The organism is Alteromonas sp. ABD4_190 (assembly GCF_056160105.1).
In genome coordinates, this window is sequence record NZ_JBSWWN010000001.1 from 1,922,312 (window position 1) to 1,948,086 (window position 25,775).

The window sequence follows — 25,775 nt, forward strand, 5'->3', positions numbered from 1 at the left end:
CAGTGCTTTTTTCAAAGCACTGGCGCCAAAATACCGATAAAACCGTTAAAAAGAGGTCTTACTGATCAGATAGGATGTTTGCTACTGATGCAAATTCAGCATGTTCTTGCTGTTCTTGGGCTTGAAGTTCTGCTTGTTCAAGCGTTGCAGCAGTTACAAAACCTTCTTCAATTTCACGAAGTGCTGTAACAGTTGGCTTGTCGTTTTGAACGTCAACCATAGGATCTTTGCCTTCAGTGGCAATTTGACGTGCACGGCGTGCAGCAACAAGCACTAGGTCAAAGCGGTTACCAATTTTATCTACGGCATCTTCTACAGTTACGCGAGCCATGTATTTCTCCGAAAATTAGGTTGAGCAAGTTATTCAAAAAACGGCCGCGTAGTATACACAGATACGTAGCGCGATCCTAGCATTTTGTTTGAAATTGAAGCAGTCAGATCGTGCAAGATATACAGCGATCGGGATCAGTTTTAAACAAAACGCTTATTGTTTGGTTAAGCTTACGCGCTACCGAGCAATTCGTCCAATAGCACTTGATGACGCATCTGCTGTTTTGCTGTTCGTAAACGCTGCGCTGTCACAATGGCTTCTAAGTCACTCAATGCCGTCGCAAAATCATCGTTGATGATCACGCTATCAAACTCACTAAAGTGAGACATCTCTGCTACTGCTTGTGCCATACGCCCCGCAATGACTTCTTCACTGTCTTGGCCGCGATTATTCAAACGCTGTTCTAATACATCAAGTGACGGTGGAAGAATGAAAATGCCGCATGTATCTGGCATAAGCTTTTTGACTTGGCGAGCGCCCTGCCAATCAATATCTAAAAACACATCAATACCGCGATGCAATGTTTGCTCGATAGTCACACGGGATGTACCGTAATAATTGCCAAACACTTCTGCGTACTCAAAAAATACGCCTTGTTCGATAAGTGCTTCAAACTGCTCTCGGCTTACAAAATGGTAATGGACACCGTCTACTTCACCCGGACGCGGTTGACGTGTGGTATGAGACACAGACACCTGCATAGGCGTGGCTGCATTGCCTTCATACTTTTCCATTAGTGCCTTGATAAGGCTTGATTTTCCTGCCCCTGAAGGAGCAGCAAGAATAAATAAATTACCGAGTAGTGAAGCCATAGGATATAAAAATTCTATCAAAATGTGGTGATTTCAAGTGGCAATGATAGCATATGAACCTATTGCGCTGTAACTGCGATCATCTGGTTTATCCATTGATGGTGCATACTCTTTAGTCGCAGACCGGTGTTAGCAAAATAAATAACAATAATAATTTTCTGAGAATGATGGTGGTAGAAAAAGTACTCTGACCCCATTTTTTTGGAAAAGACAGAGATTGCCCATGAGAAAGGATAACCATTGGTGGTAAAGCAACAACAAAACTAGGAAATAAAGAATGACTCAGCAACTTCTGCCGTGCGTAGAGATAAACCCATCCACTACGCCTGATGCCTGCGTTATCTGGCTACACGGTTTAGGCGATTCCGGCCACGGGTTTGCGCCAATCGTGCCTGAACTTAAACTTCCCGAATCAATGGCGGTCAAATTTCTCTTTCCCCATGCACCTGAGCGCCCCGTTACCATTAACGGTGGGATGCGAATGCGTGCATGGTACGACATCAAGTCATTAGATTTCGAAAGTCGTGCCGATTTCGAAGGCGTAAAAGAGTCTGCTGCGCAGGTAGAAGCACTGATTGAAGCGCAAATTGAAAGTGGCATTCCCAGTGAACGCATAGTGCTTGCCGGATTTTCTCAAGGCGGTGTGATTGCACTTCACCTAGCGCCTAGATATAGCCGTAAATTTGCTGGCGTTATCGCGCTATCAACCTACATGTGTGAGCCATCGCTACTTGCAAGTGAGGCAACAGACACCAACCGTGAAACGCCTATTATGATGGCCCACGGTGACCAGGACGAAGTGGTACCGGTATTTATGGGCAACGCGGCATTTAAAACGATAAATGAGAGCGGTTTTAACGCTACTTGGCAGACGTATACAATGCAGCATAATGTCTGCATGCAAGAACTAAACGATATCAGCGCTTGGCTTCAGAAGGTTTTAAACTAACTTTTACGATGCCTTACTCAACAATGCCATACCCAGTGTGATAGCTAGCTACAGGGCTAAATATCACACTGCGCCGAGCGCCTTTGCGGGTACTACCGTTATATTCACGCGTTGCGTTCATACATGGCATTAAGATGCCAAACAGGTCGTTACAAACATCGCGCTATTCAGCAACGCGGTTTCTGCCCCCATTTTTGGCTTTGTACAGGTTGTCGTCGGCTTGTTTTAAGCTAGCGTGCAGTTTGTCATCGGTAAGTGCGGTAGCTACGCCAAAGCTGGCGGTAATACTGTGACTGATATCCCCTTCTACAAATGGACTCTCTTCAACCACTTTTCTCATTTTTTCCGCAAGTTTTACGCCTTGGCTCAAAGGCGCCAAAGGAAAGAGTACTAAAAACTCTTCACCACCAGTACGCGCAATAACATCAGATGCTCTAACAGCACCTTTGATAATGTTAGTGAAGTGGATTAGCACCTCATCACCAATATCATGCCCATAGGTGTCGTTGATTTTTTTGAAGTGGTCAATATCAACAACCACTGCGGTTAGGGGAAAATAGGCGCCAGGATCTTTCATGGCACGTTCAAAAAAGACCGCTTCCAGAAAGCGTCTATTTGGGAGCTTGGTTAGCGGGTCTGTGTTCGCCTGCTTCATTCGCTCTAAGTTTTCACGCAGCATTTCTTTTCGGCTTTTATGCCAAAAATTTTCACCAATAAAGGCAACACAAATGAAACAGAATGTGGCAATTAAAAATCGTGAAACATGCTCAGCAGGATATTTTGCAACAATAACGTCTTGGTTATAGAGCATGTAAATAGACAGCCCTATGGTGACCGCAACATAGAGCATAGCGGGCTTAAATCGCACTACTATTATCTGAATAAAAAGCAATGGAAAGATGAAGTACAAGCCCGTGTTATTCAGCCCGCCTGTATAAACCAACGCATTGATAGTGAATAGAACGATGAGCCCCGCGACGTAATAAAATACGTCACTTTTGGGGAAAATATGTGAAAGCGCAACGTTAAGGTAAATAACGGTGGCAGATGTAGCTAATACACTAACCAACAATGGGTTATTTGTACCAAAATTAAGCCACGCCATAAATGCGATTATGGTGCCACCAACATAGGAAATAAAATACAACGTCAGTTTGCGCCTTTTTACTTCAGCTTCGTCTTGTTGTGCGTTTCTTAGTAATTGACCAATTGGCGTGTTGTCCATCTAACAACTCTACTCCCCGGATTTATAAGCAGACACTTCGTCCAACTACAGCATAGACGTATATGTGCACAAAGACCAAATAGAAAACTGCGCCTAATTTCAAACATTAACCTAGAAAATGCGTATACTACGAAGTATCTCGTATAACGTTGTGTTACAGCGTTTAAGTTTCTTTTTTTACAGAGTTTGGAATAGCCATGAGTCACCTCAACACTACCCGCACCGTTCGAATTGCTACTAGAAAAAGCGCGCTAGCGCTTTGGCAAGCAGAGTATGTGAAGGCAAAATTAATGGAGCATTATCCATCAATGACCGTTGAGCTTGTGCCTATGAGTACCCAGGGCGATAAAATTTTAGATACGCCGCTGGCGAAAATTGGCGGTAAAGGTCTGTTCATTAAAGAGCTTGAAATAGCCATGCTAGAAGGTCGTGCTGATATCGCGGTTCACTCAATGAAAGACGTTCCGGTAGAGTTTCCAGAAGGTTTTGGTTTGCACGCTATTTGTGAGCGCGAAAACCCGTTTGACGCTTTTGTATCTAATGATCACGATAGCCTAGATGCGTTACCACAAGGCGCAGTTGTCGGCACATCTAGCCTTCGCAGACAGTGCCAAATTCGCAAATATCGTCCGGATCTTGTCATTAAAGACCTGCGCGGTAACGTAAATACCCGCCTAGCCAAGCTCGACGCCGGTGAATACGACGCCATTATCTTAGCTTCTGCAGGCCTTATTCGCCTTGAAATGGAATATCGTATTCGTATGCCGCTGCCTGCCGACATTTCGCTGCCGGCTGTAGGCCAAGGTGCAGTAGGTATTGAATGCCGTAACGACGACGAAGAGCTAATTAACTTGCTACAAGCACTGAATCATTCAGATACCAATACCCGTGTTACCGCAGAACGCGCCATGAACGAAAGACTGGAAGGCGGCTGCCAAGTACCTATCGGTAGCTTTGCTACCCTAGACGGCGACGTACTAACCTTAACGGGTATGGTTGGAAAACCAGATGGCTCCGAACTGCTGTTTGCGTCGGCTACCGCGTCACGAGAAAAAGCCGCAGACATAGGTGTTGAAGTAGCGGAAGCCCTCTTAGAGCAAGGTGCCGGAGAAATTCTTAAAGCACTTTATAACTAAGTTATATTTAGTAGAAGCGCGCATTCCTACGCACATAGGAATGCGCCGCAAACTTAAAAGGACGAGAGTTCGATAATATGCTTCTGTTCACGCGCCCACTGCCAAAATTAAAAGCAAGTGCTTCGGCTTTCGATCAGGCGGGCATTGAAGCGGTAGGGGTAGCCACCTCTGATATTATCGATATCTCATCTGAACGAGAAGCCGCGGCAGAATATTTAGCTTCAAATACAGTAAACGCAATTATTGTTACCAGCGTATACGCTGTGAATAGTGTTATTTCGGGGCTGCGTGACACAGCCCTCCCTCTCCCTTTGTTTATTGCCGTTGGCGATGCCACTGCGCGCAAACTGCAGGCAGGCCTTGAAACGTTTTCTTCGGCGAATGTCGTTACTCCAAAGGTCCATACATCCGAAGGTATACTGGCAATGCATCAGCTTAATGAGGCAAACTGTAAGCATGTCGTTATCATTAAAGGTGAAGGTGGACGAGAAGCCATAGCAAAAGGATTAGACGAAAAAGGTATTTTAGTAAATAGCTTTTGCGTTTATAAAAGGGAGCTACTTACACACCCAATTTACACAAAACGTTGGAAAATGGGCGAAGTTAGCGGCATTATCGCTACAAGCGAGGCAATGGCACTGCAACTGATAGAACAATTTGGTAACGCTTTGTTAGCCTTTAAATGGTTAACAGTGAGTGACCGAGTCGCCCAAACCCTTAACAGCAAAGGCGTTAAAGAGGTAGCGGTTTGTCAGCGAGCCACCGATCAGGCACTCATCGCCTGGGTAAAGGATAACTGGGAGTATTGAATGGCCAACAACAATGAAAATAGCCCACAAAAAGAGGAACTCGTAAAAGTGGAAGCTGAAAAAGAAGTAATTGAGTCTTCTGCCACGCAGAGTGAATCGACTGAGACTGGCGCTAAGAAGAAGAAATCATCAGGCAACGGCCTATTGTGGTTCGTTGTAATCATTTTGTTCTTAGCCGTAATAGGCATGGCTGGCGCAGGCTACTGGTATTACATGCAGCAGCAATCGGCTAGCGCAGACTCCGCAAACGCACAGCAAAGCAACACAGCAAAGTTAAACAGTATTGAGCGCGAGCGCAGTGACATCTTAGCGTCGCTAGAAGCAGTGTCGCGAACGAATAAAGCCCTACAAGATAAGGTAGATGAACTTAAGTCTGAGAATGAGAAACTTAGCCTACAGGCCGAGTCTACCCTTCAACAGCTAAACAATATGGAAGGCCGCCGCCCAGCTGACTGGCTAATTGCAGAAGCTGATTACTTGGTTCGCATGGCGGGCAGAAAGCTTTGGCTGGAAAACGATGTTCGCACAGCAATTTTGCTATTGGTTAATGCAGATAAGCGTTTAAAATCATTGGCTGACCCGTCGGTACTACCCGTTCGCGCTAGCCTAGCTGAAGACATTCAAACGCTACAGCAGCTAAACCCTGTATCGCAAAGCTCAGTAGCGCTTGCGCTTACCGGCATGATTGCGCAAATCGATAAGCTGCCATTGGATACCTTCGAAAAACCTGACGATGCTAACGCAGAAGACACCACCTTGTCAGAGTCAGCTGACGACTGGCAGGACAACCTTGCGAAGGTGTGGCGTTCGTTGGTGAACGATTTTCTTACGGTTAAAACCATTGAGGGTCCTGTAGAGCCAGTGCTGTCATTAGAAGCGCAGTTCCTGGCAAAAGAGCAGCTTCGCCTTCAGCTTATGCACGCGCAAACCGCTGCGCTTCAAGGCGATGCGGGGCTTTACAGCCAATCGCTTCAGTATGCACAAACGCTGCTTATTGAAAAATACGATACTGAAAAAAGCCAAGTAACTGGCTTTGTCGACGCATTACAAAACCTGATTGCCACCGATATATCGCGCCCTATTCCAACAGAGCTAGCGTCACAAAAACCGCTAGAGCGTTTATTGGACAACCGCGTTAAGCAAGTGTTCGGACAAGGAGCAAGCGCACTATGAAATGGTTAGCTATTGCCCTTGCGGTATTAGCCGCATTCGTTGTTGCACTCATTGTTGGACCAATGCTACTTGGCGATAAAGGTTACGTGCTTATTTCTCTTGGCAGTACAGCCATTGAAATGACAGTGATCAGTTTTTGTATTTTGGTCATTGGTGCCGTTATTGCTTGGTATGTACTATCGAGACTTGTTGTGTGGGCGTTAAGCCTGATAACGGGCTCCCACAAGTGGTTTGGTAGCTTAGGTGAACGTAAACGCAAGCGCGCATTTTACGATGGCTTGCACGCCATGGCCGCTGGTGATTTTGATTCGGCGCAAAAAGCATTAGGCAAAACCACCAATGGTGATTTTGAAGGCGTAAACTATTTGGCCTCGGCACAAATTGCCTTTGCCAACGACGATCTAGCCAAAGCCCGGTATTTTCTGCTTCAGGCCACCGACTTTCCGAAAGCGAAAGTAGCCGCAACCGTCATGCACGCACGTATTGATGTCGCTGAAGAAAAGTTTGATGCAGCACTAGAAAAACTTAACGAACTAGACGAGCAAGATCGTGACAACAAGCAGGTTGTGCAGTTAAAAGCGCAAATTCTTGCCAAGCTAGGTAAGTGGCAGGTGCTTCAAGAGAATTTATCAAGCTGGCGTAAAGCCTTGCCAAAAGCTGATTACACCACGTGGAGCCAGCGTATTGCTAAAGGTAAGTTTGCAGAAATTGCCAGTAAGCAAGGTGCCGTTGAGCTTAAATCATACTGGGACACCCTGCCTCGCAAACTACGTCACGATGACGCTTATCGCGCCGCTTATATTCAGCAATTGCTTGACCAAGGCATGCATGCCGACGCACAAAATTTACTAGTTGAATGGCAAAAACGTGGCCCGAATAGCGCCCTATTCCCGCTGCTCACGCAGCTTAATATTCCTGATGCATCGCCATCACTACGTTTACTTGAAAGCTGGATAAAGCAGGACGAAGAAAACGTTGAGCTTTATTCCACACTAGGCCAAGTGGCGTTCAACTCGGGCGATGATGTATTAGCTGAAAAAGCCTTGCTAAAAGCTACCAAAATGGAGTCGCGCAAAGAAGACTTATTGCTGCTATCTGCCATTAGTGAGCGCAAGCATGACACAGCCACTGCCCTTCAGCTTTATAAGGAAGGACAGCAACTAGCTAGCTAAATGAATATTCGTTTAGCTTTCTGGTAGTACTTGTATTTCAACTAAAGTTGAAGATATAGTAACAAGGAATTCTCAATTCGGGTTGTTTCAACAACAACCCGAATTGACTTAAACAACTTGTCGGAGTGCTTCACTGGTAACCCAGTAAGCTGAGACCGCGAAAGTGGGATCCGTAGAACCTGATCAGGCTAGTACCTGCGAAGGGAACAAGAAAATACAATGTGTACGATGTTAAGCAACAGTTTGGCATTGTGAAGCAAGGTTAGATTACTTAGTGGTTTGTTGCTCTTATAACAGACACCAAGCATTCACTTTGAGATAGAGCATCAAATTTCAATGATGCCGTTTATAATTCAAAGTGCATTGCTAAAGTTCTTGTAAAGCAAACTTCCATGAAGTTAAGCGGGTTCAAACCCAGCACCTTTATAATCTACTTCGCTATAGTAATAGGCTAACGCCTATCCGCTCTTACATACTGTATTCTCCTTCACTCCTGACAAGCATTTTTAGAACCTAAATTTACAAGGTCAAATGCTATGTCGAACAGACGCGAACAACGCCAACAAGCTCAACAATTCATAAATGAACTAGCGGGCGAAGCTTACCCCAATTCAACGCGCCACTACGAGAGTGGTAGCCGCAACGATATCCGCGTGGCCATGCGCCTTATCCACCAGCACGATAGCCTAATCGGTGGCACCGAAGAAAACCCTATCTTAGAGCCGAACCCACCTATTCCGGTGTATGACACCTCGGGTCCCTACGGCGACCCACAAGAGAACATAGATGTTCACAAAGGCTTAAGTCCACTTCGTCAAAAGTGGATTGAAGAGCGCAGCGATACTTTTGAGTTAGAGGGTGTTTCATCAAATTTTGCGAAAGAGCGTGAAAACGATATTTTTACTGAAGATTTTCGCTTTATCCGCAGCCGCAAACCTCTAAAAGCGAAAGCGGGCAAGAACGTCACTCAGCTTCACTACGCAAGACAAGGCATTGTTACCCCTGAAATGGAATACATTGCCATTCGTGAAAACATGGGCCGCCAAGCCATTAAAGATGCCGAACTTACGCAACAGCATAAAGGCGAGCACTTTGGCGCGAATTTGCCCGATACCATCACGCCAGAATTTGTACGCCAGGAAGTGGCAGCAGGCCGCGCCATTATTCCATGTAACATCAATCACCCCGAGTTAGAGCCAATGATTATCGGGCGTAACTTTCTAGTAAAGATTAACGCGAATATTGGTAATTCGGCTGTGACGTCGTCTATTGAGGAAGAGGTAGAAAAGCTGGTGTGGTCAACGCGCTGGGGGGCCGATACCATCATGGACTTGTCTACCGGCAGAAATATTCACGAAACCCGCGAGTGGCTGCTGCGTAATAGCCCGGTACCTCTTGGCACCGTACCTATCTACCAAGCGCTGGAAAAAGTGAATGGCGTATCCGAAGACTTAACCTGGGAGATGTTTAAAGACACCCTAATTGAGCAGGCCGAGCAAGGGGTAGACTACTTCACCATTCACGCCGGCGTGCTGCTTGAATACGTTCACCTTACCGCAAAGCGGGTTACTGGCATTGTATCTCGCGGCGGTTCAATCATGGCGAAGTGGTGTTTAAGCCACCACCAGCAAAGTTTCTTGTATGAACACTTTCGTGATATCTGTGAGATTTGTGCTAAGTACGACGTGGCGCTGTCGCTAGGTGATGGCTTGCGCCCAGGTAGCGTGGCCGACGCTAACGATGATGCGCAGTTCTCTGAATTACGTACTCTTGGTGAGCTAACTAAAATTGCATGGGAATACGATGTTCAGGTAATGATTGAAGGCCCTGGTCATGTGCCAATGCACATGATTAAAGAGAACATGGAAGAGCAGCTTAAGCACTGTCACGAAGCACCGTTTTATACCCTTGGCCCGCTTACCACAGACATTGCACCTGGCTACGATCACTTCACCTCAGGTATTGGCGCCGCCATGATTGGTTGGTACGGCTGCGCGATGCTTTGCTACGTAACGCCTAAAGAGCATTTGGGTTTACCTAACAAAGAAGACGTAAAGCAAGGGCTTATTACCTACAAAATAGCGGCCCACGCTGCCGATTTAGCCAAAGGACACCCCGGCGCACAAATTCGTGACAACGCTATGTCGAAAGCGCGCTTTGAATTCAGATGGGAAGACCAGTTCAACTTAGCACTTGACCCTCACACTGCCCGTGCCTATCACGATGAAACCTTGCCGCAGGCCTCTGGTAAAGTTGCGCACTTTTGCTCTATGTGCGGCCCAAAATTCTGCAGCATGAAAATTTCTCAGGAAGTACGTGACGTCGCTAAACAAGCAGAAACCCAAGAGCTTGAGAAAGAAAAAGGCATGAAAGACATGGCTGATGCGTTTAATCAATCGGGCGCTGAGCTTTATCACACTGCAGATAGCAAGGTAGAGCTGCCATGACAAACAGCCACCTAACCACACCCATACTAGAGCCACCTAGCGCAAGGCTGCCGGTGGTATGGTGTATAGGCGGCGTTGATTCAAGCGGTGGCGCGGGTATAACCCGCGACGCCATCACGCTTGCCGATTTAAGTGCCCATGCCTGCGTGCTCACTACACAACTTACTGTGCAATCAAACCAGCATCTGCTTAATAAAGAAAGTATGAGTGCATCTGCGTTAAACCAGCAGTGGCAAGTGCTTTACGAAGATACTCCACCACGCGCCATTAAAATAGGCGCTATCGCAAACGATGAACAAGCGCTTTTACTTTGCGCACGTCTCCAGTCGTTAATAGCGCCTCGGCCCTTTGTAATATGGGACCCTGTGCTGTGTTCTTCATCTGGGGGGGTATTAAGCGACTTAAGTGAAAGCGTGATCGACGAACTGTTAACCACGGTCGATTTGGTAACGCCAAACATTGATGAACTCGCGACACTTTCTCACCTTCCTGTTAACGATGACAAAAGCCTGCAAACTGCAGTAAATCGACTTGTTGGAAAAGGCGCACAAAGCGTTTATGTAAAGGGCGGTCATGCACAATGGCAGGACCCTATATGCGACACCTTTGTGTGCGCATCACACACGCTTTATTTTAGGCAACCAAAAAACAGCAAAGGTAATCTTCGTGGTACGGGGTGCATGCTTGCAAGTGCCATTGCGGCATTCATCGTTCACGACTATTGCATTGAAGACGCGCTAACCTTGGCGAACGCTTATGTGAGCGAAGTGAGACGTAACACGCTTGGCGAACCTGATAGTAATCACCCCATCACGCCTATTTCAAATCAATACGAAGCTTCTAGCCTACCTGCTTACTTCGCAAGGGCTAATGGTTTTCCCGCGCAGGCGGCTAGTTTTCCGCAGGTCACTTTTCATTGTCGTGACACTGCTTCTAATAGAAATGCAGCGGGTATTGGTAACACACCACACAACGAAAAGGGATTAGAAACGACAATAGCTGACAATGCTTCCTTCCCTACACTCACTCATAACAAGTTGGGTATTTACCCGATAGTAGACAGCGCTCAGTGGATAGCTCGGCTTTGGCCAACGGGCGTAAAAATCATTCAACTGAGGGTAAAGAAAGGCTCACAACAAGACATTCGCCAACAGATAAAAGAGGCCATTGAGTTAGTGGAACACACCAATTGTCAGTTATTTATTAACGACTACTGGGAGCTAGCCATAGAGTTAGGGGCTTATGGCGTACATCTAGGTCAAGAAGATCTAGACACTGCAGATTTAAACGCTATTCGAAGCGCCGGGCTGAGGCTGGGCATTTCAACTCATGGATTCGCCGAAATTCAGCGGGTTCGCGCTTTAAACCCGTCTTACATTGCCCTTGGTCATATATTTCCAACCAATACCAAAGACATGCCCTCTAAACCCCAAGGTGTAGAGCGCTTGGCAAAATATGTGAAGCTGTGTGAAGGCATACCCACCGTTGCCATTGGCGGTATTAACTTATCGCGCATTAGAGACGTGGCTAAAACTGGCGTTGACGGTATTGCCGTGGTCAGTGCCATTACACATGCGGAGCATCCGCTGAAAGCTTATCAAGCATTGGCTCAGGAGGCAGGTTTTGCATAGTCAATCAGCACATCGTACCGCAACTGGCCCAGTCAATAACGCTTATGGCTCACTTAATACTGGTAACGGTTCATTCAATAACGCCAGTGGCACAGTTACTCCCACCAATGGCTTCGCTAGCGCCCAGATTGAACATCAAGACATACGCCGCTACAGCAGGCAACTCTTGCTCGACTGTATCGACCACGACGGCCAGCTTAATTTAGTAAACGCACACGCCGTTGTTATTGGGCTGGGCGGTCTAGGAAGCTTAACCGCCCGCTATCTAGCTGGCGCTGGTGTTGGCAATATTACTTTGATAGATGGAGACACTGTCGATATCAGTAACTTGCAGCGCCAGGTTAGCTACAACGAAATGCACCTAGGCGAGCTTAAAGCCAAGTCACTGTATAACGAGCTTCGCAAAGTTAACTCTCATCTGAACATACAATTTAAAAGCCTTTTTGCTGATAGTAATAACTTACCAACTTTAATTTCGTCAGCCACTTGTGTATTGGATTGCACCGACAACATAACGGTAAGACGACAGATTAATGCGGCAACCTATCGCGCCTCTATTCCGCTTTTTATTGCAGCCGCTAGCGGTCTTACATGGCAAGCACTGAATTTGCCACAAAACTCTACCTCCTGTGGTTGTTACGAGTGCCTAGTGGACAAGGTTTCCGTACGTGAAGACTGCGTAAGTAAAGGCGTACTTGGCCCTGTTGTTGGTATGGCTGCTTGTCATCAGGCAACACAGGCTTTGTTGTTTTTAGCAAAAGGATTTCAAGCCGACATCAAGTGGGGCCACTACCTAACTGGAAATGCAGGCCTTGGTTCGCTTCAAAGCTTTGCATTACCCCCCTCTTCTACTTGCGAGGTGTGTAATGACGCAAATTAAAGTGAACGTAAACAATCAACCTATGAACGTTATTTCACCCATTTCACTTAGCGAGTTAGTCGCCCTGAAACAACTCAATGACGACGGTACCGCCATTGCTAGAAATGCTGCCATAGTAAGTAAAAAAGAATGGCCGACCACTTATCTTAAAGATAACGACACCGTTGATATCTTCACCCTAGTTGCAGGAGGCTAATATGCTAACGCTTGCAAACCACACATTTTCATCACGTCTTTTAACCGGTACAGGAAAGTTCAGCAACGCCGCCACTATGAAAGACGCAGTGGCCGCTACACAAAGTAACATTGTTACCCTGGCAATGAAGCGCGTGTCGACTAATAGCAAGCAAGACGAAACGCTAACGGCGCTTCGAGAGTTAGGGGTTACACTGCTACCCAACACATCAGGGGCTAAAAATGCCCAAGAAGCCATATTTGCCGCAGAACTTTCTTATGAAGCGCTAGGTAGCCCATGGATAAAGTTGGAAATTCACCCCGACCAACGCTACTTGCTGCCCGACCCAATCGAAACTCTTCAGGCCGCCGAAGCTTTGGTGAAAAAAGGGTTTCATGTACTGCCTTACTGCGGGGCAGACCCCGTTTTGTGTAAACGCCTAGAAGAAGTCGGCTGCGCTGCTGTTATGCCGTTAGGCGCCCCCATTGGTAGCAACCAAGGCTTACAAACTAAGCCTTTTTTGCAAATTATTGTTGAACAAGCCTCTATTCCGGTCATTGTAGATGCAGGTATTGGCAAGCCCAGTGAAGCCATGGCGGCCATGGAAATGGGCGTAGACGCAGTATTAGTAAATACGGCTATTGCCACTGCTCAAAACCCTGTTGCCATGGCAGAGGCCTTTGCAAGCGCTGTAGGAACAGGCCGAAAAGCGTTTGAAGCAGGACTAGGGACCACAAGCAATTTTGCGCAGGCCTCTAGCCCACTTACTGCGTTTTTGGAGCCAGCGGTATGAAGGTAGCTCAAGCACTAATGCAGCAAGACTTATCTCATCTAGCTATGTCAATTAACAGTAAAACCGCGAGTGACGTAGAGCGAGCGTTAAACGCCAATACACTTACACTCGATGACTTTATGGCGCTGATCTCACCTGCCGGCTCACATTATCTGGAAGCCATGGCAAGTCGCGCGCAGGCGCTAACCCGTCATCGCTTTGGCAATACCATGCAGCTATTCGTGCCTTTGTACCTGTCGAACCTATGTGCCAACGAATGTACCTATTGCGGCTTTACCATGAGCAACAAAATCAAGCGCAAAACCTTATCTATAAGTGAAGTGCTTACCGAGATTGAAGCTATTAAAGATATGGGCTTTTCTCAGGTATTGCTGGTAACTGGCGAACACGAGACAAAGGTGGGCATGGACTATTTTGAGCAAACCCTTAGCGCAATTCGCAACAAGGTAAGCTACCTTATGATGGAGGTACAGCCGCTAAAATGGGAACAATACCAAACGTTAAAGCATCTGGGGTTAGATGCGGTGCTGGTATATCAAGAAACCTATTCGCCCCAGTACTACGCCAGCTACCATACCCGAGGTAAAAAGCAGGATTTCTTATGGCGATTAGAAGCCAGCGACCGTATTGGGAAAGCAGGTATCGATAAAATAGGCATAGGTGCGTTACTTGGTTTAGGTGACTGGAGAGTTGATAGTGCCATGACCGCCCTTCACGGCAAATTAATACAGCAGCACTATTGGCAAAGTCGTGTATCTATTGCTTTTCCGCGCCTTAGAAGCTGTGAAGGTAATAGCAGTGGCGGCAACGCTCTTACCAATAACAAACTACCTAACGAACGAGAGCTGCTGCAGTTAATTTGCGCCCACCGCTTGTTTAACCCGCAAGCGGAATTATCCCTGTCTACCCGCGAGTCGGCAGTATTTAGAGACGGCGTAATGCCGCTTGGTATCACATCGATGAGTGCTGCGTCACAAACTCAGCCTGGCGGTTACAGCGAACCCTCACAGGCTTTAAACCAGTTTGATATTGATGATAGTCGCTCGGTGTCAGAAGTGGTAAACGCAATTGCTAGGAAAGGACTAGAGCCTGTTTGGAAGGATTGGATGTCATTTGAAGTACGCGTTTAGGCTTACCATACTGGGTGCCTACTAATGGTCAATGCGTGATTAGAGCGCTGATTTACACCCCGTCAAACATTAGTTTTTTTAAGGCAAAACAAATAAAAAATTTCTTTTGCTTTCAAGTAAAACCCTCCGTAGAATCCGCCCAAATTTTAGCCAGACACTTTACCTATGTGTCTGGCTTTTTTGTCTTATTTATTTCATATTAAAGTTATCAAAACTTAAGGGCAGTGCGTTGGATACCGTTGAATTTATTCAAATTCGTAGATTTATAGTAAAACTTGGCAAAATGCTGCACAAGTATGGTACTCCTGCGTTCCGTCTGGAAGCTTATCTTGGTGAAGTCGCTCAGTATTTAGGCGTGCACGCGTCATTTATTTCTACCCCTACATCGCTAACTTTCGTTATCTGGAGTGACCGTCACGAAGACGAATACAACCACTCGGCGCGATTACAGCCAGGCGATTTAGATATGAACGCGCTGTCGCTCACCGACGAATTAGCCAGCGAGCTACTATCGGGAAACCTTTCGCTAGCTGAAGCCGATAAGCGCTTAAATGAAATAGATGCCATGGGCAGCCCCTACGGTAAATTATCTACCGGTACGGCATTTGCCATGGCCACCGGTGCATTCGCTATGCTAATGGGTGCAAGCTGGAGCGAAATAGGTTGGTCTGCTGCGCTGGGAATTGTGGCCTATTTGTGGACGTTATGGGCAGAGCGCTCGAAGCGCGTAAACCTAATGCTAGAGCCTGTTACCGCATTTGTAGGTGGCATTTTAACCTGTGCCATCAGCCAGTACGTGGACCCAGGAATTAACATTCCCTTGGTTGTGCTTTCATCAGTGATTGTATTTGTGCCTGGGCTTGCGCTGACGATGGGCCTTGCAGAGCTTTCATCTCGCAATATGGTGTCGGGCACGGCTCGTACTATGGACGCCATTATGCAACTATTTAAACTGTATTTCGGTGCATTCTTAGGTGTTTCGGTAGGTTTTAGCGTGTTTGGTGAAAACGTGTATACCCCTGCAGAATCGCTGCCTTACTGGGCAACCTGGCTTGCCGTGTTCTTACTGTGTATTGCGCTAGTAGCCATATTTAGAACCCGTATTAAGCACATACCTTGGGCACTGGCAGCTGCGTTTATTGCTTATAGCGCTACCGCGTGGAGCTCTGATTACATGAGCCCGGGGCTTGGTGCATTCGTAGGCGCATTTGCGCTAGGCATTTTTGCTAATGCGTTCACCCGCATTGCCGATCAGCCCGCCACCATTGTTGCAATGCACGGGCTTATTGTTCTGGTGCCGGGTTCTAAAACTTATATTGGCTTGAACTCGTTTATGACCGGCCAAGACTTTGTAAAAGCCGACCATTTGGGCCAAGAAGTGTTTCTGATCTTTATGTCGCTAGTGGCTGGGCTTATCTTTGCTAACGTGGTTATGCCCACCAAAAAGGCGCTATAACGCTGTTACGACAGCGAGTAGATCTCGCGCTAAATTACGTAATGCACCATTGGCAGTTAGGATGCACAACGTCCATAGCGCGGCCTAACAAATAAGAAAGTCGTGCTATTTAAGCAACTTGATTAACGCACGCCCTAAACGGGCGTTAAGCGCGCCAGCGGCAATGGCTTCAGCCGAGTTTTCCATAAACTTGGCCGACAAACTGCCGCCAATTTGATTGGCTACTTCGTCGGTGGCTAGGTCGAATACGCCCTGCGCAGCAATATTTTGTGCCAGTACTTTTAATAATTTCCAGTTACCCGCTGTGCTCGGCCTTAACCCGTATACTCGCGCCATACGACGAATAGTGCGAAAGCTAATCCAAACCACGGCAAAGGTTTGGATAAGGTTATTCGGGCTGATAAATGCCAGGCTTCCGGCGGTCACCGACTCTTTATTTAACACCTTATGCGCTTTTTCTTGGACGGGTTTTAGCACCGTATCTTCGTACAGGCCTAATCGTTCTGGGCCCGTCATGTCATCTTGCAGCTGCTGCTTATAGCGGTCGAAGCAATGGGCCGCGTAAGACCCTCTAGAAAAGCGTTTGCCGTGCTGACTTAACACGCGGTCTATTTGTTGCGGCGATGTTTCACTTCCTTTATTAGCCAGTAATTCCCGGATAACACCAGCATCTTCCATCGCTGTATTTACTTGCTTATAGCCGCGCCACTCTTTAAAGCTTAAAAAACTAAAGCAGCTTACAAAGGCCACCAGAAGCGCACCTAAAACGCCTGTACCAATGGGATGCTCAGAAAGGTTCGCAGCAAGGGTGGTATAAGCTTCAAATACAAAAAAGCCAATTAGCGACACAACACCAAATCCTAGGGTTGCGGCACCTAACGAAAAACCGTCTTTCTTAGCTTCAACTTCCCACACATCTTCACCAACCTGCTGCGGAAGCTTGGTTTCAGGCTGCGCAATATCTAAGGTTTGTGTTTTAACCTTGGTTTTATACTGCGGTTTGTTTACCGCACTACTATTTTGTTCGCCCTGAGAGGCAGTTTGAAATTGCCTATCTGCATTACCTTGCTGGTCACTATTCTCGCCATAAGGCGCGTCGCTTCTAGAAATGGGCGAACTGGGCGAATTACTAATATCGGACGAGCTAGACGGCTCTGGGCTTTCATCAAATGTATAAGGTTTATCGCTCATTGTTGTTCTCCTTTGCCCAGTAAAAACTGAAGCAATCTGTCTACGCCCTTACCTGCTAAAATACGCGCTTTAAAATCGCTGGGCACACTCACATTAGGTACTGGGAAATGACTGCCCTCTTCCATATCTTTTAGTGTGCTAGGAATGGGTTCAAACGTAGATTCTACATAGCGGCCTTCGCTGTCTTTATAACGAATAGCGTCTTCATTACTGCCGTCGTCTGTGACTTGCATGCTAGACACTAAGAAATGTTCAAACTGAATAGGTTTACCGTCGAACCGTGCTCGTGCCCCTTCGGTAATCTGGGTAAGCAAATTAAGTAAATTACCGCGCTGACTTACCGGCACCAAGTCAGACTTCGTGGCGACAAACGCCACCTTGCCTATTTGTTCTTTTTTCAGCACATTGCGCGAAAACCAATTACTTTGCCCATACACAAAGGTATCGGCCAAATGGCTTAGGGTTTCCTTTAGCTGATACAAATGCTGTCTGCTATGGTTAAGCCCTTCAAACAAATCTACCAAAATAATTTGCTTATCAGTTTCTTTGAAAATGGACTGTTTTAATGGCGTTAACCACCCGCTTTGAAACTTCGAGAAATGCTTATCAAATATTTTAAACCATGGGTGCGACACATCGCTGGTAATACTGGAGGGCAGCGGCGTAAAGCCGAAGGCCTGCCAGTTAAAGTCGCTCGACTCTAACAAAAAACTGCCCGGCTGTAGCAAAGATATGCCGTTGGCTTTAGCTTCAACCAAATAATCGCGATAAGCATTAACCAATAGCTGAATACGCTGTTCTGTAGGCTCTTGTTCAAAGTCGAACTGATTAACAAAAGCTTTCCACTGGCTGGCAAAATATTGTTGCGGCCCGCTGCTAAGCTGCGCCCACGCAGAGTCTGACCAATGAGCATAGGTTTTACTTAACATAGGAATGTCGGTCACCCACTCGCCAGGGTAATCAATAAATTCAAACACCACTTCGCTATGGGGCAGAACATGGCGCTTTAATGATGTTGTTTCTTTTAAACGTACCACTAGCTTAAAACCGAATGCTTCTTCAGTAGCTTTAGGCCACTGGCCATTTTCAAGATCACCAATATTCTGCAAGTGCGGAAAAGGTTTATAGCCTTCAATGGGCTCTATGCGCATATCAAGCACATGGGAAGGCGGCAAATATCGCAGCAAAGGTAAGCAAGCATAGCCCTCTTCACTGCGGCTTTTCAGCATGGTGATAAGGCTGGTAAATAACATGGACTTACCGCTTCGACTCAGCCCAGTAATAGTGAATCGGTGCGTTTCTTTGTTAAACGCACTACTTAGTTTGTCGCCGGTTAGCGACGCTAATTCCCGAGTTTTGTCAAAAAGCGTAGCGATATTTTTCTGCATTATTGTTTTATATTCTGCCTTTGCAGCTCCTATACCTTTGAGCCTATCTCAACAAACATAACGTGCCGAGAGGGGCTGCACTTACTTTAATATAAAGTTCGCGATATAAGAGTAATGAGGTTTTGTACGTTTAAAAGCAAGGGCAGTGCCATTTAAACACGCCACTTAGCAGGCAAAGCCAGGTTACCCTTGGCCTGCAAGTTAATGCTCGCGAGTTTGATTGAAGAGCTTTTTCTTTATACGATTTTTGCTGGAGTGCCAGTGGTTCTTAGGTTTGCGAGGTGCATTCTCGATAACATGCTCAAAATCAATATCCGACTTTTTCGTTGGCGGTACATGTGCACAAAAGAATGTATCAATTTGTGACTGCGCCAACCTTTTTAAGCTTTCACGATATTGATTAGGATGACATAGCGGATACGGCGGTACTAACTCCCCTTTAACCTGTACCAATACATCGGCAATGTAAGCTTGTTGCGTGGGAATATGCGCAAGGGTTAGGTCGTGATCGGTATGACCCGGCGTGTACATTACCTGCCAATCGGGAAAACCCGGCAACCGCTGATTGTCGGCAAGCGTGATATCTGGTGCTAGTATCGGGTTGTACCAAATAGGCATTCTAGGCTTGCCAATGCGGTTTGCCACCCACCAGGTTAGCAGCAAATCAATACCGTGAGCGGTACGCCCGGCAAAGCCCGCATACCACTTAATCGCTTTGGGGTGTGATGCTACTTGTGCTCCCGTACGCTTGCGCAATTTAATAGCCCCACCGGCGTGATCGGGGTGCATGTGGGTAACCACAACAAGCTTTAAGTCGGTTAACGGGCGGCCTAGGGTTTGGGTAATGTATTTGCACACATTGTCTACATCGGCCCGGCTACAGCCATCAAGCAATAGTATGCCGTTGCTGTCTTCAACAAGATAAATGTGCTGTATATAGCCTGCTAATGTGTGAATTTTCATTACCGCTTCCTTTTCACCCGAACCTGCAACGCTTGCTAAAAGTACTGCCTAACAAGTTTAAGCACTTACTTCTACTTATCTATATACCGTCGCGCTTTTTACCGTGAAAGTCGCTTGGCATTACAAAGCGTAAAATACTGTGCTAGTACCTGTATGCTATTAGCGATGATTGGAATTAATCCTATCAGAACCTATCTGGTATGACCAGATTCAGCGAACAAGTGTAACATTAAATCCCTAAGCCACATTAGCCCTGGCTCGCCTTCTTGCTGGCTATGCCAGTAAAGGTGTGTTTCCAATGCGGGTATTTGATAAGGGAGTTTAGTACTAATCAAGTTATCGTCGCTTACCGCATCGGCCACTGAACCGGGCAAGGTTAATAGCGCATCTGTATTAGCCACCACATCAGCAGCCGCACGATAGTTTTGGCAGCGCCACAAGGAAGGCCGGCTTACTCCCAACTGTTGCAATGCAATTTCTTCAACCGACGCGCCTTTAGCGCGGTTAGATACCGTAATATGTCGAGTTGCCACATACTTTTTCTTATCTAAATTCTTCGCTAATGGGTTTTGCTTATTCATAAGCACTTTGTAGGTATCGCGACGTAAAAGCGAATGGGAAATGGGTGCAGCAACCGCACGGCCAATATCAATAACTAAATGGAGGTTTCGGTTGGTTAAATCAGCTAGCATGGCGTCACGGTGTAAGCGAGTGCTTACTATTTCAATATTAGGCGCTTGCTTTTCTAAGGTTGAAAGTAGTACGGGCAGAACCCCTAACTCTAACGACTCCTGCATGGCAATAACAAAGCGCTGATGGCTGTGTAGCGGGTTGAAATCGGCGAACTCGCCTAATGCTTTTCGAATTTCACCCAGAGCTTTTAGAATAGCCGGCGCTAATCTTTCGCAGGCAGCAGTGGGCAGCATACTTTGCTTTTCTTTTACAAAAAGCGGATCGCCTAAAATATCCCGAAATCGGCGCATAGCATGGCTAACTGCAGACGGCGTAATGTGCAGCGCCTCGGCCACACGGGTCATATTTCTATGCTGCCAAAGCGCTTCGAAAACCTTGAGTAGGTTCAAATCTAGCTTTTCAAATTGCCTGTTTTCTAACACACGCATCACCATGAATGAAATTCACACTATTTAAGGATTATATTTCATTTCATTCACTGAGCAAGTTTCTCTAGTATTAAGCCAACGAAGCACTTTTGCACACATTCATCGATAGCTAAGGAGCATGAATTTAGTGCGCTCTTTACAAGCAAAATAACCATGTGATGCAAAGCCTAAATATGCTGCTGATAAGCATTACAAACTAAAGCGAACAATTTAAAAATAAAGGTACCCTATGGATTTTTCACATAACGACAAAACCAAAGCCTTATTAGAAAAGCTGGATAACTTCATTGCCGAGCATATTGCGCCAATCGAGAATGAAGTTTACGACTTTCACCATAAAGAAAATAACCACGGCGACTGGAAAAACTGGAAGCTGCACCCTGGCACCGAGGCACTAAAAGCTAAAGCACGTGAAGCGGGCTTAGCGAATTTGTTTCTGCCCGATGCAGAGCTAGGCCAAGGCCTCACCACACTTGAATATGCGCCAATGGCAGAGCGCATGGGTAAATACTTATTTGCCCCCGAAATCTTCAACTGTAATGCGCCAGATACCGGCAACATGGAAGTGCTTTATCATTTCGGCAACGATACACAAAAAGAACAGTGGCTAACACCCTTACTGGCTGGTGAGATCCGCTCGGTGTTTGGCATGACCGAACCTGATGTTGCATCGTCTGATGCTACCAACATGGCCGCCACCATCATTGAAGACGGCGACGACGTCGTTATTAACGGCAAGAAGTGGTGGTCGACAGGCTTGGGGCACCCTAACGCGGCATTTACCATCTTCATGGGTTTATCGAACCCAGATAACGACAAGCACAGCCGCCACAGCATGGTGATAGTGCCGCTAGACACACCCGGAATTACAATAAAGCGTATGCTAGATGCCTACGGCGATTATGATGCACCATACGGCCATGGCGAAATGCACTTCGACAATGTACGCGTAAGTAAAGACAACATTATAATGGGTTTAGGCAAAGGGTTTGCTATAGCACAAGGTCGCTTAGGCCCTGGCCGTATTCACCACTGTATGCGCGCTATCGGTATGGCAGAAAAAGCGTTAGAGCTTGCGCTTAAACGCGGTCACGAACGGGTTGCCTTTGGTAAGCCTATCATCCGCTTAGGCGGCAACTTAGAACGTGTGGCGGATGCTCGTATGGCGATTGAGCAAGCGCGATTACTTACTCTTCACGCAGCTTGGAAGATAGATAACCTTGGCGTGAAGCACGCTATGACAGAGATTTCAGCCATCAAAGTAGTAGTGCCGAACATGCTACAAAGCGTGGTGGATATGTCGCTACAAATTCACGGTGGCGCAGGTATGTGTAGCGATTTCCCACTAGCACGCTTTGCGGCTGGCGCAAGAGCCCTTCGCTTAGCTGATGGCCCTGACGAAGTACACAAGGGTATGGTATCGCGCCTAGAGCTTAAAAAGTATCAGTAGCAAAAACTAACACAAAAAATGCGGCTTAATGCCGCATTTTTTGTAGGTTCGATGGACCTAAAAAACTAGTTGTCTTCTTTACGCTGCTCGATGCGCTGATGCAGCGCGTCTAGTTTGCTAAAGCTTTCGAACAGGTCTGGGTGTGTGGCAACTAACGCTGCAACATGCTCAAAAGCTTCTTCTCGCGTGTCGTTAGTAAGAAAGCGAATATCGTCATCGCTAGGTAAGCGATTAAAGTCGATACCTGGGCCTGTAGAAGAAGCTTGAATCTTCATTGCGCGAAAGTCTTTCACATAGCGGGGCTCGCAACTCTTGCGGGCAATTTTGCTACCAATGGGCTTTTCATACTTGCAGATAACATCGAACTTTGCGACGTCATTGATACTGTTGTACAGTTCTAGGAATTCGAAGCGCTGATTATCGAAGGCTTTCTTTAATTGCGGCGTGGTCTTTTGGCCAAATACTTCAATTTTTTCAACGCGTTCTTTATCGTTTTGCGCAGTTACTTGAAAGCTTGCTGCAAGCGCTAGCGAAAGCGCAGCTGTTTTTATGGCATGAAGCCCGTATTTACGTAGGTTTATCACAATTAACATCCTCGTTGTTTTACTTGTACATTTCTCAAACTAGCACTTGAATAAATTTTAGTCAAAAAAATACCGCTTCTTATAACAAGAAGCGGTATTCAATTTTGTTTATAAACTAATTAGTTAGCGTTTTATTTGGCTAAAAATGACTTAGTAAGTATAGCGTGCCTGCACGTACCACATACCACCATTGAAACCAAACGGGCTAGCTTCTGAGTAAAGCTGACCTAAGCTTCCTGCGCTTGGGTTTTCTTCTGGGTACTCGTCGAACAGGTTGTTTACACCAACAACAAGATCAAGATTTTCGCTATAAGAGTACTTGGCTTCTACGTCTATCAAAATAGCCGCATCAATACCATCTACACCATTGCCTGTGTCGTCCCAACCACCGTAGTAGTTAGCGCGAACGAGAGTGCGAAGTGCGCCTTGCGTGTGCGTCCAAGAAATATTACCGCGTAGGTTTGGCAGTAAGTCTTCAATTGCAGCAACACGGCCTTCGCCAATTGGGTTAAGCGTGCCTACATCGTCTACTTCGGTTTCGTTGTAGTTCGCCGCTAGCGTAATACGTGAATTACCTTCCCATAAATCGAAGCTGTAGTTACCTACAATGTCGATACCGCGTGTAGTGGTGTCGAAGCTGTTCGAGAAGAAGCGGAACTGTGATAGGTCGTCTAAACCGATAAAGTCTGAACGGTCGATAATACCCGATGCATCAAGCTCGGTAAGCGCTTCAGATACGGTTGCGTAGTCTGTACCGCCACCGGCGAAGTTAAGCGCATCTAGGAAGTTTACGTTAGCACCTAGTGCAACACGGTTTTCCATTTCAATGTTGTAGAAGTCGATGGTCCAGCTCATATCTGCCACATCAATTGATGCACCGAATGAGAAGTTCACCGCTTCCTCTGGCCCTAAATCTGGGCGACCATTACCTTGGCTTTCAATGAAGTCAGCCGCTAGCTGACCTGCCGCCGATGATAATGGCAGTGTACCTTGGTCAATTAGCACACCATTCACGTTTTGCGTGGTAACGTTAGTAATGCTTGCCTGGCCCGCTGTTGGCGCGTGAAAACCGGTTGAGTATGCACCGCGTAAACGGAAGTCGTCCGTTACGTGGAAAATACCGGCCAGTTTAAAGTCGGTAGTATCACCAAACTCACTGAAGTCTTCACGACGCAGCGCTGCTTGCAAGGTTAGTTGGTCTGTTACGTCAGCTTCCAAATCGATATAAACCGCGTTACTGTCTTGCGACGAGCTAGTATCACGAGGGAAACCACCAAAACCGTTCGAGCTAGATGAGAAACCTTGGCTAGCTAGTGGGCCTAGGGCGTAAGACGCTTCATCACCGGCAAACAAATCAAACTCTTCTTTACGGTATTCTGCACCAAACGCAACGTTTAAGTCAGACGCTAAACCTACATCAACACCGTACACAAAGTTAAGGTTAACTAGTGTTTCGGTTTGTTCTTGGCCACCAGGTACAAAATCACGCGGAGTAGCTGGGCCTAAAGAGGCGTTAATTGTGTTCTTAATGAAGAAATCTGTGCGGTTAGAGCCACGCTGCGCACTGAAGTCGTAACCTAAACCGTTACCAATTTCTAAGTCACCACGTACACCTACGGTAAACGCCATGTCTTCGTTGTCGCCACCAAAGCGAGGTACAAAGCCCGTTGGAATAGTTTCAATGAACGAGAAGCAGTTATCGTCTGCCTGTACTTGCGCTAGGAACGTTGGGTCTGGGAATACATTACCATTACCGCCAATTGGAATGCCGTCGATACAGCTTCCACCTACGCCAACGCCATCAAGGTCGCCTACAAGCACTGAGTGTACACCGTCTGGATCTTCTAAACCGGTTAGTGGGTCAACCAGTGGGCCTGCATATACACCGCCGCGCTGGCTGCCTTCGGTTACTGGATTACGGTAGAAGAAACCACCAGTAACCGTACGTTTACCGTAGTTACCAAATAGGTAAAGTTCAGCTTTGTCGTTTAGCTCGTACGCTGAGTTAATAAAAACTTTATAGTCGTCTTCTACGTCTGGCTGGCCCCAGTACTGTGGCACCTCATTGGTATAAGTGTTGATGGTAGAAAAATCAGACTGTGTTAAGTAACCTGCATCAACCATACCTTGTACGTCGTCACGCACTACTGAGCGCACGGTACCTTCAACATCGCGAATTTCACCTGTGATGTTAACAAAGCCGTCGGCACCTAGTGAGAAACCAGCGTTAGCGGAAATAGTGTAGTTGTCGCCATCGCCTTCATAAGTAGAACCATAGTTAGCGCGGAACTCAAAACCTTCATCGTCGTCGCGAAGCAAGAAGTTAAGTACCCCTGCGATAGCGTCTGAACCGTACTGAGACGATGCACCGTCTCGCAGTACCTCTACTTGTTTTAAAGCTAGCGAAGGAATTGCTGAAATATCAACACCCTGCGCCCCATCAGAAATACCACCACCTAAGAAAGAAATGATAGAGCCACGGTGACGACGCTTACCGTTTACCAGTACCAACACGTTATCTGGCGACAGGCCGCGCATGTTAGCGGGGCGCACAATGGTAGCCGCATCACTGATTGGCTGGGTGTTTACATCGAACGACGGTACGTTAGTACGCAGCATATCTTGCACGTCGCTAGACGAGTTTTGGCGGAATTCATCACCGGTAATTACGTCTACAGGTACGGGGGAATCAGCCGCTGAGCGGTTGCTCATGCGTGTACCCGTTACAATGATATTTTCAACATCTTCTGCTTTTTCTTCTGCTTCTTGTGCAAACGTAGGCGCTGACATCGCCGCAAAAAACGGCATAGAACTAGCAATAATAGCTGAGGTTATTCGATTAAGTTTTTTCCCTTTAGGGAAGTTACCTTGATCCAATGTGTTTCTCCTTCAAGACTTGTTGTTTTTAAGTAATTTAAGTTTTTTGATTATTTTTATTATTGGCGTAGGCAACGCTTAT

At 46.5% G+C, this 25,775-nt stretch carries 22 protein-coding genes and 1 riboswitch; of the genes, 13 read left to right on the forward strand and 9 right to left on the reverse strand.

Annotated features, from left to right (window positions below):
- Positions 1-58: 58 nt before the first annotated feature.
- Both rpoZ and gmk read right to left on the reverse strand, forming a co-directional pair.
- The gene (rpoZ, locus tag ACXAFM_RS08470) at positions 59-331 is read right to left on the reverse strand and encodes a DNA-directed RNA polymerase subunit omega (RefSeq protein ID WP_015065914.1); all 273 of its coding nucleotides are present in this window, start codon (positions 329-331) and stop codon (positions 59-61) included.
- Positions 332-501: 170 nt separating this feature from the next.
- The gene (gene gmk, locus ACXAFM_RS08475; RefSeq protein WP_474828610.1) at positions 502-1,143 is read right to left on the reverse strand and encodes a guanylate kinase; all 642 of its coding nucleotides are present in this window, start codon (positions 1,141-1,143) and stop codon (positions 502-504) included.
- A 277-nt stretch (positions 1,144-1,420) separates the two neighbouring features.
- On the opposite strand from gmk, the gene ACXAFM_RS08480 reads away from it, so the two are divergent.
- Positions 1,421-2,092, forward strand: coding sequence for an alpha/beta hydrolase (locus tag ACXAFM_RS08480; protein ID WP_474828612.1), 672 nt, complete (start codon positions 1,421-1,423; stop codon positions 2,090-2,092).
- A 163-nt stretch (positions 2,093-2,255) separates the two neighbouring features.
- On the opposite strand, the gene ACXAFM_RS08485 is transcribed toward ACXAFM_RS08480, so the two are convergent.
- Positions 2,256-3,317 (reverse strand): GGDEF domain-containing protein, encoded by a 1,062-nt coding sequence (locus ACXAFM_RS08485; RefSeq protein ID WP_474828615.1) that lies wholly within the window; start codon positions 3,315-3,317, stop codon positions 2,256-2,258.
- A 197-nt stretch (positions 3,318-3,514) separates the two neighbouring features.
- Here ACXAFM_RS08485 and hemC point away from each other — a divergent pair, with 197 nt between their 5' ends.
- The 11 genes from hemC (at position 3,515) to ACXAFM_RS08540 (ending at position 16,119) form a co-directional block, all read left to right on the forward strand.
- Positions 3,515-4,453, forward strand: a complete 939-nt coding sequence (hemC, locus tag ACXAFM_RS08490) for a hydroxymethylbilane synthase (protein WP_474828617.1) — start codon at positions 3,515-3,517, stop codon at positions 4,451-4,453.
- A gap of 77 nt (positions 4,454-4,530) precedes the next feature.
- Positions 4,531-5,262 (forward strand): uroporphyrinogen-III synthase, encoded by a 732-nt coding sequence (locus tag ACXAFM_RS08495; protein WP_474828619.1) that lies wholly within the window; start codon positions 4,531-4,533, stop codon positions 5,260-5,262.
- A complete protein-coding gene (locus ACXAFM_RS08500) occupies positions 5,263-6,435 on the forward strand; it encodes a uroporphyrinogen-III C-methyltransferase (protein WP_474828621.1) in 1,173 nt (390 codons plus the stop codon).
- Positions 6,432-7,607 (forward strand): heme biosynthesis HemY N-terminal domain-containing protein, encoded by a 1,176-nt coding sequence (locus tag ACXAFM_RS08505; protein ID WP_474828623.1) that lies wholly within the window; start codon positions 6,432-6,434, stop codon positions 7,605-7,607. The genes ACXAFM_RS08500 and ACXAFM_RS08505 overlap by 4 nt, the downstream gene beginning before the upstream one ends.
- A gap of 111 nt (positions 7,608-7,718) precedes the next feature.
- Positions 7,719-7,830: riboswitch (TPP riboswitch) on the forward strand.
- A 313-nt stretch (positions 7,831-8,143) separates the two neighbouring features.
- Positions 8,144-10,054 carry a phosphomethylpyrimidine synthase ThiC gene (thiC, locus tag ACXAFM_RS08510; RefSeq protein ID WP_474828625.1) on the forward strand — a complete coding sequence of 637 codons (1,911 nt, stop codon included), beginning with the start codon at positions 8,144-8,146 and terminating at the stop codon, positions 10,052-10,054.
- The gene (gene thiE / locus ACXAFM_RS08515) at positions 10,051-11,685 is read left to right on the forward strand and encodes a thiamine phosphate synthase (RefSeq protein WP_474828627.1); all 1,635 of its coding nucleotides are present in this window, start codon (positions 10,051-10,053) and stop codon (positions 11,683-11,685) included. Before thiC ends, thiE begins: the two co-directional genes overlap by 4 nt.
- Positions 11,686-11,812: 127 nt before the next feature.
- Positions 11,813-12,565: a HesA/MoeB/ThiF family protein gene (locus ACXAFM_RS08520; RefSeq protein ID WP_474830552.1), complete on the forward strand. Its 753-nt coding sequence runs from the start codon at positions 11,813-11,815 to the stop codon at positions 12,563-12,565.
- Positions 12,552-12,761, forward strand: a complete 210-nt coding sequence (gene thiS / locus ACXAFM_RS08525) for a sulfur carrier protein ThiS (RefSeq protein WP_474828629.1) — start codon at positions 12,552-12,554, stop codon at positions 12,759-12,761. The genes ACXAFM_RS08520 and thiS overlap by 14 nt, the downstream gene beginning before the upstream one ends.
- A 1-nt stretch (position 12,762) precedes the next feature.
- Positions 12,763-13,533 carry a thiazole synthase gene (locus ACXAFM_RS08530; RefSeq protein WP_474828631.1) on the forward strand — a complete coding sequence of 257 codons (771 nt, stop codon included), beginning with the start codon at positions 12,763-12,765 and terminating at the stop codon, positions 13,531-13,533.
- Complete coding sequence (gene thiH / locus ACXAFM_RS08535) at positions 13,530-14,663, forward strand: 2-iminoacetate synthase ThiH (protein WP_474828634.1); 1,134 nt, start codon at positions 13,530-13,532, stop codon at positions 14,661-14,663. The genes ACXAFM_RS08530 and thiH overlap by 4 nt, the downstream gene beginning before the upstream one ends.
- 229 nt (positions 14,664-14,892) lie before the next feature.
- Positions 14,893-16,119 carry a threonine/serine exporter family protein gene (locus ACXAFM_RS08540; protein WP_474828636.1) on the forward strand — a complete coding sequence of 409 codons (1,227 nt, stop codon included), beginning with the start codon at positions 14,893-14,895 and terminating at the stop codon, positions 16,117-16,119.
- A gap of 105 nt (positions 16,120-16,224) precedes the next feature.
- Here ACXAFM_RS08540 and ACXAFM_RS08545 read toward each other — a convergent pair whose 3' ends face one another.
- The 4 genes from ACXAFM_RS08545 to ACXAFM_RS08560 all read right to left on the reverse strand — a co-directional run bounded on the left by ACXAFM_RS08545 (position 16,225) and on the right by ACXAFM_RS08560 (position 20,788).
- Complete coding sequence (locus ACXAFM_RS08545) at positions 16,225-17,310, reverse strand: DUF697 domain-containing protein (protein ID WP_474834149.1); 1,086 nt, start codon at positions 17,308-17,310, stop codon at positions 16,225-16,227.
- Positions 17,307-18,698, reverse strand: a complete 1,392-nt coding sequence (locus tag ACXAFM_RS08550; protein WP_474834150.1) for a YcjX family protein — start codon at positions 18,696-18,698, stop codon at positions 17,307-17,309. The genes ACXAFM_RS08545 and ACXAFM_RS08550 overlap by 4 nt, the downstream gene beginning before the upstream one ends.
- A gap of 201 nt (positions 18,699-18,899) precedes the next feature.
- Complete coding sequence (locus ACXAFM_RS08555; protein WP_474834152.1) at positions 18,900-19,661, reverse strand: MBL fold metallo-hydrolase; 762 nt, start codon at positions 19,659-19,661, stop codon at positions 18,900-18,902.
- Positions 19,662-19,852: 191 nt separating this feature from the next.
- Positions 19,853-20,788: a LysR family transcriptional regulator gene (locus ACXAFM_RS08560; RefSeq protein WP_474834154.1), complete on the reverse strand. Its 936-nt coding sequence runs from the start codon at positions 20,786-20,788 to the stop codon at positions 19,853-19,855.
- A gap of 223 nt (positions 20,789-21,011) precedes the next feature.
- On the opposite strand from ACXAFM_RS08560, the gene ACXAFM_RS08565 reads away from it, so the two are divergent.
- The gene (locus tag ACXAFM_RS08565) at positions 21,012-22,232 is read left to right on the forward strand and encodes an acyl-CoA dehydrogenase family protein (protein WP_474834156.1); all 1,221 of its coding nucleotides are present in this window, start codon (positions 21,012-21,014) and stop codon (positions 22,230-22,232) included.
- Between the two features lie 65 nt (positions 22,233-22,297).
- Here the strand turns inward: ACXAFM_RS08565 and ACXAFM_RS08570 are convergent, their stop codons facing one another.
- Both ACXAFM_RS08570 and ACXAFM_RS08575 read right to left on the reverse strand, forming a co-directional pair.
- On the reverse strand, positions 22,298-22,816 hold the full coding sequence (locus tag ACXAFM_RS08570; RefSeq protein ID WP_474834158.1) for a hypothetical protein: 519 nt from the start codon (positions 22,814-22,816) through the stop codon (positions 22,298-22,300).
- 150 nt (positions 22,817-22,966) lie between these two features.
- Positions 22,967-25,693, reverse strand: coding sequence for a TonB-dependent receptor plug domain-containing protein (locus ACXAFM_RS08575; protein ID WP_474834160.1), 2,727 nt, complete (start codon positions 25,691-25,693; stop codon positions 22,967-22,969).
- Positions 25,694-25,775: the final 82 nt, after the last annotated feature.